General features: G+C 68.1%; 14 protein-coding genes. 4 read left to right on the top strand and 10 right to left on the bottom strand.

The genetic code is table 11. The features are described from left to right. The 3 genes from VJ693_RS08345 to VJ693_RS08355 all read left to right on the top strand — a co-directional run. Positions 1-561, top strand: a 561-nt coding sequence (locus VJ693_RS08345) for a hydantoinase B/oxoprolinase family protein (protein ID WP_324153204.1), incomplete at its 5' end; no start/stop codon positions are given. Next, positions 551-1,207, top strand: a complete 657-nt coding sequence (gene pcp / locus VJ693_RS08350; RefSeq protein WP_324153206.1) for a pyroglutamyl-peptidase I — start codon at positions 551-553, stop codon at positions 1,205-1,207. The genes VJ693_RS08345 and pcp, both read left to right, overlap by 11 nt. A 192-nt stretch (positions 1,208-1,399) precedes the next feature. Next, the gene (locus VJ693_RS08355; protein WP_324153208.1) at positions 1,400-2,536 is read left to right on the top strand and encodes a hypothetical protein; all 1,137 of its coding nucleotides are present in this window, start codon (positions 1,400-1,402) and stop codon (positions 2,534-2,536) included. A gap of 52 nt (positions 2,537-2,588) precedes the next feature. Here VJ693_RS08355 and VJ693_RS08360 read toward each other — a convergent pair whose 3' ends face one another. From VJ693_RS08360 to VJ693_RS08395, 8 genes are all read right to left on the bottom strand, one after another. After that, positions 2,589-3,362 carry an SDR family oxidoreductase gene (locus tag VJ693_RS08360; protein WP_324153209.1) on the bottom strand — a complete coding sequence of 258 codons (774 nt, stop codon included), beginning with the start codon at positions 3,360-3,362 and terminating at the stop codon, positions 2,589-2,591. 12 nt (positions 3,363-3,374) lie between these two features. Next, entirely contained in the window at positions 3,375-4,235 is an 861-nt protein-coding gene (locus VJ693_RS08365) for an amidohydrolase family protein (RefSeq protein ID WP_324153211.1), read from the bottom strand. A gap of 5 nt (positions 4,236-4,240) precedes the next feature. After that, complete coding sequence (locus tag VJ693_RS08370; protein WP_324153212.1) at positions 4,241-5,521, bottom strand: L-fuconate dehydratase; 1,281 nt, start codon at positions 5,519-5,521, stop codon at positions 4,241-4,243. Then, a complete protein-coding gene (locus VJ693_RS08375; protein ID WP_324153214.1) occupies positions 5,518-6,360 on the bottom strand; it encodes an ureidoglycolate lyase in 843 nt (280 codons plus the stop codon). Before VJ693_RS08375 ends, VJ693_RS08370 begins: the two co-directional genes overlap by 4 nt. A 42-nt stretch (positions 6,361-6,402) precedes the next feature. Beyond that, complete coding sequence (locus tag VJ693_RS08380) at positions 6,403-7,299, bottom strand: ABC transporter substrate-binding protein (protein WP_414652244.1); 897 nt, start codon at positions 7,297-7,299, stop codon at positions 6,403-6,405. A 64-nt stretch (positions 7,300-7,363) separates the two neighbouring features. Beyond that, positions 7,364-8,380, bottom strand: coding sequence for an ABC transporter permease (locus VJ693_RS08385; protein ID WP_324153216.1), 1,017 nt, complete (start codon positions 8,378-8,380; stop codon positions 7,364-7,366). 8 nt (positions 8,381-8,388) lie between these two features. Continuing rightward, complete coding sequence (locus tag VJ693_RS08390; RefSeq protein WP_324153218.1) at positions 8,389-9,912, bottom strand: sugar ABC transporter ATP-binding protein; 1,524 nt, start codon at positions 9,910-9,912, stop codon at positions 8,389-8,391. An 8-nt stretch (positions 9,913-9,920) separates the two neighbouring features. Next, complete coding sequence (locus VJ693_RS08395; RefSeq protein WP_324153220.1) at positions 9,921-10,673, bottom strand: SDR family oxidoreductase; 753 nt, start codon at positions 10,671-10,673, stop codon at positions 9,921-9,923. Between the two features lie 158 nt (positions 10,674-10,831). Between VJ693_RS08395 and VJ693_RS08400 the strand changes: the two genes are divergently transcribed. Continuing rightward, a complete protein-coding gene (locus VJ693_RS08400; protein WP_324153221.1) occupies positions 10,832-11,608 on the top strand; it encodes an IclR family transcriptional regulator in 777 nt (258 codons plus the stop codon). A gap of 12 nt (positions 11,609-11,620) precedes the next feature. Here VJ693_RS08400 and VJ693_RS08405 read toward each other — a convergent pair whose 3' ends face one another. Further along, positions 11,621-11,833: a zf-HC2 domain-containing protein gene (locus tag VJ693_RS08405; RefSeq protein WP_324153223.1), complete on the bottom strand. Its 213-nt coding sequence runs from the start codon at positions 11,831-11,833 to the stop codon at positions 11,621-11,623. After that, positions 11,830-12,122: sigma factor-like helix-turn-helix DNA-binding protein (locus VJ693_RS08410; protein WP_324153224.1), on the bottom strand; the 293-nt coding region annotated here is incomplete at its 5' end. The genes VJ693_RS08405 and VJ693_RS08410, both read right to left, overlap by 4 nt.

Raw genomic sequence — 12,122 nt, forward strand, 5'->3', positions numbered from 1 at the left:
GCCGTGGTGGCCGGCAACGTCGAGACCTCGCAGTGCGTGACCAACGCGCTGTACGGCGCCCTCGGCGTGATGGCCTCGGGGCCGTGCACGATGAACAACTTCACCTTCGGCGACGCGAAGCACCAGTACTACGAGACGATCTCGGGCGGCTCGGGCGCCGGGCCGGGCTTCGACGGCACGGCAGTCGTGCAGACCCACATGACCAACTCCTACCTCACCGACCCGGAGGTGCTCGAGTTCCGCTTCCCGGTGCGGCTCGATTCCTATGCGATCCGTACCGGCTCGGGCGGGGCAGGGCGCTGGCGCGGTGGCGATGGCGGCACGCGGCGCGTGCGCTTCCTGGCGCCGATGACCGCCTCGATCCTCAGCAACGGCCGCATCCACCCGGCCTTCGGCATGGCCGGCGGCGAGCCGGGTGCACTCGGCGCCAACCGGGTCGAGCGGGCCGACGGGAGAGTCGAGCCGCTGCCTCACATCGCATCGGTCGAGATGGGGGTCGGTGACGTGTTCGTGATCGACACGCCGGGCGGCGGCGGGTATGGTTTCGTCGATGAATCCTGACCTGACGATCCTGCTCACCGGCTTCGAGCCCTTCGGCGGCGAGGCCATCAACCCGAGCTGGGAGGTGGCGCGCTCGCTCGATGGCAAGCGCATCGCAGGCGCGCGCGTGGTCGCGCGCTGCCTGCCTTGCTGCTTCGGCAATGCGGCCGCGTTGATGCGCAGCCTGATCGACGAGGCACAACCGCGCTGGGTGCTGGCGCTCGGCCAGGCCGGCGGCCGATGCGACTTCTCGATCGAGCGCATCGCGATCAACGTCGACGATGCCCGCATCCCCGACAACGCCGGCGCACAGCCGATCGACCAACCAGTGGCCGCCGACGGCCCGGCGGCGTACTTCGCAACGCTGCCGATCAAGGCCATGGTCGCCGGCCTGCGCGCGGCGGGCTTTCCCGCCTCGGTGTCCCAGTCAGCCGGCACCTTCGTCTGCAACCACGTCTTCTACGCGCTGATGCACGCGCTGCGTGACGAACTCACCGTGCGCGCCGGCTTCATGCACCTGCCGCTGCTGCCCGAGCAGGCCGCGGGTCAGCCAGGGCAGCCGAGCATGCCGCTGGCGCTGATGGGCGATGGCGTGCGTGAGGCGTTGCGGGTCGCCGTTGCACACCGAGGTCGGGATGCCGGGCAGGCAGAGGGGCAGATCGCCTGAACGTGAGCGCCTCCAGCCCTCCACAAAATTGGGCAGGCGTGACGAAGCTTGACGGTCTGGGGCCCTGGCAACCGGTGTCGAAACGGGAGAATCCGCAGCGCACCGACGTCGGTGCGTTGCACATGCACCGAACACCTGTCATGTGAGTGTCGGAAGCAGCACCGATCATCGAACCACCACGAGGGAGTCACCTTGAAGCGGTCCCGATTTGTTCTTGCCGCCGCGGCGCTTACCGCCGCGGCGGCGTCCATCGCCAAGCCGGTTGCCTACTACGGCGGCGGCGTTACGTACCTCATCGATTGGAAGGGCACGCAGCAGGCGCGCGTGGTCAGCGGCGCCGGCGCCCGCAGTGGTCAAGTCGTCGACAACGGTTCTTACCGCCTGGTGACGCTCGACGAGCCATTCTCATACCTGAACTGGTCGGGCAACGACAGCTGCGGCGATTTCGAAGAACGACTGCTGACCGAACAGGTGCTGGTGCGCGACCTGCCACACGGCCAGGCGCAGATCATCGAGATGGGCGAAGACAAGTTCTTCGGTGGCTGCCAGGACGGGCAGTCAACGCCGTTCGGTTCGCCGGACGACGAGGGTCACATCGGCAAGCGGCTGGCCATGTCTCTGCGCCCGCCGATGAGCGATCTGCTGCCCGGCGTCCAGATTGCCGGCCCCAGCGAAGCGAGTTGGCCGACCGACTATCGGGCGCCGGGCCAGGATGTGGTGACGGTCCTTGACGGTGCGGTCGCCTTCATGGGCACTGGCCACAGCTTTCCCGCGTCGTTCAGCCCAGATGGCTGGTGGGTGATGGACGTATCCGGCTTTCAGCGGGCTCAGACGCGCCTGTCAACCGACGCCAAGACGGCGGGCGAGACGTGGATGGTGGCCGACTGGTCGGGCGGGCTACCGCAACGCGTGGGCACCTCGATGTTCGTCAAGACCGCACCTACAGCGGGATTTGGCACGATGAGGCAGGCGGCGCGCTCGTGGCAGTCCGGCGCCACGATCGGCACCAACACGCCCTATTTCACAAACCTCTACAAGAATGGCACCGGTGAACGGCTGCTGAAGTACCTGGACACCGGGCTGGAATACCACGACCCCATCACGTCCTGGGGCCTGGATGGGCACGACCTCTGGTGGCAGCGAGTGCGGCCCGGCGACTTCGTGCAAAACCGGCGCTGGACGCCGCTGCGCGACGAGGGCACGAAGATCCGCTGGGTGATGGACCACAGCGAGTTCGTCATGGACAGCGGCGAAGTCTTGTCGGCGCCGCCCTGGGTCACGTACTACGTCGATACCGGCAAAGCGATTCCGCCCGCGGCAGTGCGCTGAATCCCGTCGCCGCAACTGCATGACAAGGGCGCCGTCGGGCGCCCTTGTCGTATCACAGCGCCCGATCGAGATGCACGTAGCCACCGTCCGGGTGCAGCCACTGGCCGGTGGTGTGTGACGAGCGATCGGACAGCAGGAACACCACCAGATCGGCGATCTCTTCCGGCGTGGTCATGCGCTGGCCCAGCGGGATGCGGGCCGTGATCTGCGCCAGCGTCGCGGCCGGGTCGGGGCGCTTGGCGAGCCAGCGTTCGTACATCGGCGTCATCACCTCGGCCGGCAGCACGGCGTTGACGCGCACGCCGAAGGGGGCGAGCGAGGCAGCCCACTCGCGGGTGAGGCCCAGCAGGCCGGCCTTGGCCGCCACGTAGCCGCTGGTGCCGCCCTGGCCGGTGAGGGCGGTCTTGGAGGCGATGTTGACGATGGCGCCGGCGCGGGCCTTCAGCAGTGGCTCGCACAGATGGGCCAGCAGGTAGCAGTGCACGAGGTTGGCTTCGAGCGAGCGCACGAAAGCCTCGCGGCCGGCGCTCAAGCCCACGCCATCATTGATGCCGGCGTTGTTGACCAGCCCGTCGACCCCGCCGTGCGCAGCCACCGTGGCGTCGATGGCGGCGCGGCACGCGGCCTCGTCGGTGAGGTCCAGTTGCTGAAAGCTCGTGTTCGCCGACAGGCTGCTCAATTCGGCTTGCAGTGCAGGTGGCAAGGGCTGGCGGTCGAAGATCACCGGCACCGCGCCCTCGCGGGCGAGTTGCAGCGCGATGGCCGCGCCAATGCCGCTGCCCCCGCCGGTAACGATGACGATCTTGCCGTTCAAGTGCAGGTCCATGCGCAGGGTCTTTCAGGTCAGGTCATAGCAGCGCTGCGCGTTGCCGGCCCACAGGGCTTCGCGCTCGCCGGGCGACAGGCGTTGCGCCCAGCCGTCGATCAAATGCACCACCCCAGCGTGCGGCTGTGCCAACAAGCACACCGGCCAGTCGCTGCCGAACATCAGGCGATGCGGGCCGAACAGTTCGAGTGCGGTGTCGAGGTAGCGGTGGAAATCGGCTGGTGCCTGGCCGTCAAGGCGGCCGTCACGCCAGCGGGCCTCGGTGACCAGGCCCGAGAGTTTGCACATCACGTGCGGCTGTGCGGCCACGGGTTGCAGCGCGGCTCGCCAGGAGGCGAAGGCCTCGTCACCGGGCTCGCGGATCGCGGGCTTGCCCAGGTGGTCGAGCACCAGCGTGTGGCCGTCGAGCGCGGCGCAGAAGTCCGCCAGGCCCTCGAACTGGTGCGCGTGCACGAGCAACTCGTAGACCAGGCCGCGCGCTTGCAGCACCGCCACGTTGCGCCGGAAGACCGGGCTCGCCAGCACGGCGGGCACGTCGGCCTCGTCCTGCAGCACGTGACGAAAGCCCTTCAGCGCGGATGGCCCTTGCCAGCGCGCGAGCCGCTGTTCCACGTCGCCTTCGCGCAACTCCACCCAGCCGATCACGCCGGCGATCCACGGGTGCTCGGCGGCAAGCGCCAGCAGGAAGTCGGTCTCGGCCTCGGAGGTGCGCGCCTGCACCGCGATGCAGCGCCCGATGCCGCTTGCCTGCATCAGGGGCTTCAGATCCGCAGGCAGCCAATCGCGGGCCAAGGCCTGCATGCCGCTGCCGATCCACGGGAACTCGGCCGCGTCGTAGCGCCAGAAATGCTGGTGGCTGTCGATGCGTGACATGGGCTTCAACTCCGCCAGGTGTGCTGGGCCAGCGACTCGGGCTTCATCTCGATCGAATAGCCCGGGCGCTTCGGCGGCAGGTAGGCTGCATTGCGCACCACGCAGGGGTCGACGAAGTGTTCGTGCAGATGGTCCACGTACTCGATCACGCGGCCCTGCTTGGTGCCGGCGATGCACAGGTAGTCGATCATCGACAGGTGCTGCACGTACTCGCACAGGCCCACGCCGCCGGCATGCGGGCAAACCTTCAGGCCGTGCTTGGCGGCCATCAGCATCACCGCCAGCACCTCGTTGACGCCGCCCAGGCGGCAGGCGTCGATCTGCACCACGTCGACAGCGCCGCGCATGATGAACTGCTTGAACATGATGCGGTTCTGGCACATCTCGCCGGTGGCCACCTGCATCTTGCCCTTCATCGCTTCGCGGATGCGGCGGTGGCCCTCGATGTCGTCGGGGCTCGTGGGCTCCTCGATGAACCAGGGCTGTGCGAAGGCGAGGTGAGGCAGCCATTCGAGGGCCTTGTCGACGTCCCACACCTGGTTGGCGTCGATCATCAGCGTGAGCTCGGGGCCGGCCACTTCGCGGGCGATGCGCAGCCGGCGGATATCGTCCTGCAGGTCGCGGCCGACCTTCATCTTGATGTGCGAGAAGCCGGCGTCGATGGCCTCCTTGACCAGCCGGCGCAGCTTGTCGTCGCCATAGCCCAGCCAGCCGGCCGAGGTGGTGTAGCAGGGGTAGCCGTTGGCTTCCAGATCGGCCCGTCGCTCGGCCTTGCCCTGCGCGCGCTCGCGCAGCAGGGCCAGCGCCTCGTCGGGCGTGATGCAGTCGGTGATGTAGCGGAAGTCGATCAGCTTGACGATCTCTTCCGGCGTCATGTCGGCCACCAGCGCCCACACCGGCTTGCCTTCGGCCTTGGCCCACAGGTCCCACGCGGCGCTGACGATGGCGCCGGTGGCGAGGTGGATCGCGCCCTTGTCGGGCCCGATCCAACGCAGTTGGCTGTCCGAGGTCATGTGGCGCCAGAAGCGGCCCATGTCTTCGGCGATCCAGGCCAGCGATTTGCCGACGATCAGGTGCTCCATCGCGCGGATGGCGGCGCAGCAGATGTCGTTGCCGCGGCCGATGGTGAAGGTCAGGCCGTGGCCCGCCAGCCCCGGCGTGTCGGTCTCGAGCACGACATAGGCGGCCGAGTAGTCGGGGTCGGGGTTCATCGCGTCCGACCCGTCGAGCCGCTGCGAGGTCGGGAAGCGCACGTCGAGCACGCGCAGCGCGCGGATGGTCGTCATGCCTGCACCACGCGCTGGCGCTGCTCGCCCAGGCCGGCGATGCCCAGGTGCATCACCTGGCCGGCGCGCAGGTACACCGGCGGCTTCTGGCCGAGCCCCACGCCGGGCGGTGTGCCGGTGGAGATCACGTCACCCGGCTGCAGGCTCATGAAGCGGCTGAGGTAGCTGATCAGGAAGGGCACCTTGTAGACCATCGTCGCGGTGCTGCCGTTCTGGTAGCGGTGGCCGTCCACCTCCAGCCACAGCGCCAGCGCGTCGGGGTTGGGGACTTCGTCGGGCGTGACCAGCCAGGGGCCGAGCGGGCCGAAGGTGTCGCAGCCCTTGCCCTTGTCCCAGGTGCCGTGGCGTTCGAGCTGGTACTCGCGCTCCGACACATCGTTGACCACGCAGTAGCCGGCCACATGCTGGAGCGCATCGGCCTCGCTGATGTAGCGGCCGCCCTGGCCGATGACCACGCCCAGTTCGACCTCCCAGTCGGTCTTGCTCGAGCCGCGGGGGATTTCGACGTCGTCGTTCGGGCCGACGATGGCGCTGGTCCACTTGTTGAAGACGACCGGCTCGGGCGGCACGGTGGCGCCCGATTCGGCGGCGTGGTCGGCGTAGTTCAGGCCGATGCAGATGAACTTGCCGACCTGGCCGACGCAGGGGCCGATGCGCGGCGTGCCTGGCACCGCCGGCAGGCTGGCCGGGTCGACGGCGCGCAAACGCGCAATGCCGGCGGGCGTGAGCACCTCGCCGGCGATGTCGGTCACGATGCCGGAGAGGTCGCGCAGCGTGCCGTCGGCCGCGAGCAGGCCGGGCTTTTCCTGGCCCTTGGGGCCGTATCGAAGCAGTTTCACGAGAGGTGTCCGTCGGGTTGGATGAAGTCCGATCAGTCGCGATCAGTCGTAGAGCACAGCCGCGATCTTGGGGTCGGCGATGTTGGTCTTGTCGTACCAGTAGAAGCCGGTGTCGATGACCTTGGGCAGCTTCTCGCCCTTGAGCGCCTTCACGGCGGCCTCGACGGTCTTGTAGCCCATGCCCACCGGGTTCTGCGTGATCGCACCGGCCATGGTGCCGTCCTTGATCGCGTCCTTCTGTTGCTTGCCGGAATCGAAGCCGATGATCACGACCTTGCGCTTCATCTCCTTGGCACCGTTGACGACGCCGATGGCCGAGCCCTCGTTGGTGCCGAACACGCCCTTGAGCTTGGGGTAGGCCTGCAGGATGGACTTGGTGACCTCGGTCGACTTCAGGTGGTCGCCGCCGCCGTACTGCACGCTGACGATCCTGATCTTGGGGTACTTGGCCTGGATCTGGTTGACGAAGCCGTCGCGCCGGTCCACGCCGGTGCGGCTGGTCTGGTCATGGGCGACCACGGCCACCTCGCCCTCGCCACCGATCAGCGCGGCCAGCTTGTCGGCGGCCAGCGCGGCCGCGGCCTTGTTGTCGGTGGTGGCGGTGGTGACGGGGATGTCGCTGTCCACACCCGAGTCGAAGGCGATGACCGGGATCTTCGCGGCTTGCGCCTTCTTCAGCAGCGGCGTGGCGGCCTGGCTGTCCAGCGCGGCAAAGCCCAGCGCCTTGGGGTTCTTGGCGAGTGCGGCCGAGAGCATGTCGATCTGCTTGTCGACCATGGCCTCCGACTCGGGGCCCTCGAACGAGATCCTGACCTTGTTGTCTTTCGCGGCCTGCTCGGCGCCGGTCTTCACGGCCTGCCAGAACTGGTGCTGGAAGCCCTTGGAGACGAGCGGAATGTAGACCTCTTGCGCGAGCGCCTGGGTGCTGAGGCTCAACATGGTGCTGAGGCCGAGCGCGGCAACCAGCGTTCTTTTCTTGATCATTCGTTTGTCTCCAGAAGGTTCAAGCCTTGCCGCGGCGAAGGATGTCGGTGTAGACGGCCAGGATGATGATCACGCCCGTGACCACGGTCTGCCATTCCTGGGCCACCGAGAGGATGCGCAGCCCGTTGATGAGCACGCTCATGATGAAGGCGCCGATGATGGTGCCGAGGATGGTGCCGGTGCCGCCAGACAGCGACGTGCCGCCGATCACCACCGCCGCGATCGCATCGAGCTCGTAGCCCTGGCCCAGCGCCGGCTGCGCCGAGTTCAGGCGCGAGGCGATCAGCAGGCCGGCGATGCCGCAGATCGCGCCGCTCAGCGTGTAGACGACGATCTTCCAGAACACGACGTTCACGCCCGACAGGCGCACGGCCTCTTCGTTGCTGCCCAGGGCGAAGGTGTAGCAGCCGATCAGCGTCTTGTTGAGCACCAGGCTGGCCGCGATGGCCACCAGGAACAGGATCAGCACCGCGTTCGGGATCGGCAGTGAAGGCAGCAGCTCGCCGACCAGCGAATCCTGCGCGATGGCCGTGAAGCCAGGCGTGTCGTTGAAGTAGATCGGTCGCGTGCCGGAGATCACCAGCGACAGGCCCTTGAGCAGCATCATCATGCCCAGCGTGGCGATGAAGGGCGGGATCTTCAGCCTGGCGATCAGCACCCCGGAGGTGAAGCCGCTCAGCGCGCCGAAGAAGAGGGCTGCCGCGATGCCCAGCGGCAGCGGCATGCCCCAGTTGGTGAGCACCACGCCGGCCATCACCGCGCAGAAGGTCATCAGCGTACCAACAGACAGGTCGATGCCGGCGGTGATGATCACGAAGGTGCAGGCGATGGCCAGCACGCCGTTGACGGCGGTGGACTGCAGGATGCTGACCAGGTTGTCGGTGGTCAGGAAGTTCGGCGACGCGAAGCCGAAGAACACCATCAGCGCGATCAGGCTGGCGAACGCGAGCAGCTTCTGGCGCGTGGCGGGGTTGAACAAGGCGGTCTTCACACGGGCCAAGGCACCGGGGTGGGGGAGGGAGAGGTCCTGCGGCATGGGGAGTCTCAGGCGGTGTGGGCCAGGGCGGTGGGCGTTTCGCGGCGCGTGGCGAGTTGCATGATGGCTTCCTGCGTGGCACCGTGCCCGCTCAGCTCGCCGGTGATGCGGCCCTCGCACATCACGAGGATGCGGTGGGCCAGGCGCAGCACCTCGGGCAGCTCCGACGAGATCATCACGATGGCCTTGCCTTGCGCGGCCAGCTCGCGGATGAGCTTGTAGATCTCGCTCTTGGCGCCGATGTCGATGCCGCGCGTGGGTTCGTCGAAGAAGAGGATGTCGCAGTCGCGCAGCAGCCACTTGGCGATCACGACCTTCTGCTGGTTGCCGCCCGAGAGCAGGCGCACCGGTTGCGTCACGCTGGGCGTCTTGATCTGCAGCTGGCGCACGTAGGCTTGCGCGGCGCGTCGGGTGGCGGCGGTGTCGACGAAGCCCGCCTTCACGAAGCGGCGCATGCTCGACAGGGCGATGTTGGTCTCCACATCCAGCCCGGTGGCCAGGCCGAAGTGCTTGCGGTCCTCCGACAGATAGCCGATGCCGTGGCGCACCGCGTCCTCCGGCGCGCCGATCTTCACGACCCGGCCATGCACGCGGATTTCGCCCGAGTCCGGCCGGTCGGCGCCGAAAATCGCGCGGGCGACCTCGGTGCGGCCGGCGCCCATCAGGCCAGCGAAGCCGAGGATCTCGCCGCGGCGCAGCGTGAAGCTCACGTCGCGCACCGCGCGGCCGCGGTTCAGTTGGCGTACTTCGAGGGCGACCTCGGCGGACGAGCTGTCGGGGATCTCGGCATGCTCACCGGCCGCCAGCTCGCGCCCGACCATCATCGCGATGATCCGGTCGACCGGCGTGCTGGCCATGTCCACGGTGGCGACCGTCTGGCCATCGCGCATCACGGTCACCCGGTCGGCGATGCGCTGCAGCTCGTCCATCTTGTGCGAGATGTAGACGATGCCGACGCCGCGCGCCTTCAGCTTTGCGATGACACGGAACAGGTCGGCCACCTCGGCGTCGTTCAGCGCGGCGGTGGGCTCGTCCATGATCAGCACGCGCGAGTCGAACGACAGCGCCTTGGCGATCTCCACCATCTGCTGGCGCGCCACGGTGAGCGTGCCCACCACGGTGCGCGGGTCGAGCTGCAGGTGCAGCGTGTCGAAGATGGCGCGGGCCTTCGCGTTCAGCGCGTCTTCGTCGAGGAACAGCCCGAAACGGCGCGGCTCGCGGCCGATGAACAGGTTCTGCGCCGCGGTCAGGTGGTTCATCAGGTTGAGTTCCTGATGGATGATGCCGATGCCCAGCTGCTGGGCGGCGCGCGGGCTCGCGATGTCGACGGGCTGGCCATCGAGGCGCATTTCGCCGCCGTCCCTGGCGTAGACGCCAGCGAGGATCTTCATCAGCGTGGACTTGCCCGCGCCGTTCTCGCCCATCAGCGCATGCACCTCGCCGGGCAGCAGCTCGAAGTGCACCTGGTCGAGCACGCGCACGGCCCCGAAGGCCTTGCTCAGGTTCGTGATCGACACCAGCGGAGCGGTCATGCCGGGGCTCAGATCGTCACGCCGCCATCGACCAGCACCGCCTGCCCGGTGACGAAGCGCGATTCATCGCTGAGCAGGTAGACCACCTGCGGCGTGATGTCATCCACCGTGGCCAGGCGGCCCAGCGGCTGGCGGGCGATGAAGTCCTTCTCGGCCTGCACCGGGTCGGCTGCGGCGGCAATGCGCTGGCGCAGCGAGGGGGTGTCCACCGTGCCGGGGCACAGCGCATTGCAGCGCAGCCCCTGCTTCACGAAATCGGCCGCCACCGCCTTGGTCAGGCCGATCACGGCGGCCTTGGTCGCGCCGTAGGCATAGCGGTTCGGAAAGCCCTTGATCGAGCTGGCCATCGAGGCCATGTTGAGCACCGAGGCGCTGGTCTGCTCACGCGCGGACTTGGCCAGCATGCCGGGCAGGAAGGCGCGCAGCACGCGGTGCATGCTCTTGACGTTCAGGTCGAAGCTGAACTCCCACGCGGCGTCGTCGCAGTCGAGCACCGTGCCGTGGTGCACGAAGCCGGCGCAATTGAACAGGCCGTCCAGTGGCGGAAGCTCGGCGGCCAGCGCAGTGATGGCGGCGGGGTCGCGCACGTCCAGCCGGTGGGTTTGAATGCCCGCCGTCCCGGCCAGCGCGGCCAGGCCTTCGGCCGCGATGTCGGTCGCGAACACCTGGGCACCCTCGCGCGCGCAGGCGATGGCGCTGGCGCGGCCGATGCCTTGCGCCGCGGCGGTGATCAGAATCGTCTTGCCTTGCAGTCGTCCCACGCGCTCGTCTCCTGGCGGATTCTGGTTTCCACCATTAGTTCATATACGAACATGATGTTCATGAATGAATACTGTAGAGTCACTGCCGAACCGCGGCCGCCCGTACTAACCCTTGGTCGGCCCCATCCTTGAACGCCCAACCGCCATGCCCGCCTGACGTGAGCACCGAAAACGACGCTGCCCCGGATCGCTACCGTGCCCCCGCGCTCGACAAGGGCCTGGACATCCTGGAGTTGCTGGCCGAGCAGCCGCTGGGCCTGACGCGCGCCGAGATCGTCAAGGCCATGGGGCGCAGCCAGAGCGAGATCTATCGCATGCTCGAGCGGCTGGTCGCCCGGCATTACGTGACCCGCTCACCCGAGGGCGACCGCTACGCGCTGGGCCTGAAGCTGTTCGTGCTGGCCCACCGGCACCCGCCGCTCGACCGTCTGGTGGCCCGCGCGCAGCCGGCGATGGACGCGTTCGCCAAGGCGGCCGAGCAGTCCTGCCACCTGGTGGTCTACGACCGCGGCAATCTCACGGTCGTGGCCCAGGTGGCCAGCCCGAACAACTGGGGCCTGTCGATCCGGCTGGGCGTGCGGGTCAACCTGGTCGACACCGCGTCGGGCCATGTGATGCTGGCTTTCCAGTCGGAGGAGCGGTGCAGCGAGATGCTGGCCGAGCACGAGGTGCTGGAGGGGGAAGTGCCCTTGCCGGCGGGCGAACGGGCTGCGTTGCTGGCGCAGGTCCGCTCGCGGGGCCACTGGGAAGGCGAGAGCCAGCAGGTGTTCGGCGTGTCGGACGTGTCGATGCCGCTGCTGGACCCCTACGGCCATGCCTTGGCGGTGCTGACCTGCCCGTTCATCCGGCGCATCGACCGCCATGTGGGGCCGGACCTGGCCGACGTGCGGGCCTTGCTGGCCCGAACGGCGCAAGGGCTGTCGATCGGGGGCTGAGCCCGTCCGGCCTCAGGGGCCTGGCGGCCCGTCGGCATCGTCGCGGTAGGCGCGCCAGCGGCCGACCGCCATGCGCATCACCGCCACCTGGCGCACGAAGCGCGGGCAGGCGGCGCAGATCGCCAGGTGCATGCGCAGGCGCAGCCGGTCCGACCACGACAAGGCCTTGTCCTCGCCCTGCAGCACCAGGTGCGTGGCCTCCTTGCAGTTGATCATCCACTTCATGCCTGCCCTCCGGCCTTGCCCACGGCGTTGAACCACGTTGCCTGCAGGCATTCGCGCAGGCGCAGCCGGGCGCGGTGCAGCAGCACCCACAGGTTGGTCGTGGAGATCGCCAATTCCTTGCAGATTTGCTCCGTATCGAGCTCCAGCCACTCACGCATCATGAAGACGCGCCCTTGCGTCGCCGGCAGTTTCTCGACGCAGGCGTCGAGGACGGCCAGGAATTGGCGCTGGCCGCACAGCGCCTCGGGTTGCTCGCTCCAGTCGACCGGCACGTCGCGCCAATGGCCGG

Source organism: Ideonella sp. (assembly GCF_035254525.1).
In the GTDB taxonomy this organism is placed as follows: Bacteria; Pseudomonadota; Gammaproteobacteria; order Burkholderiales; family Burkholderiaceae_C; genus Ideonella.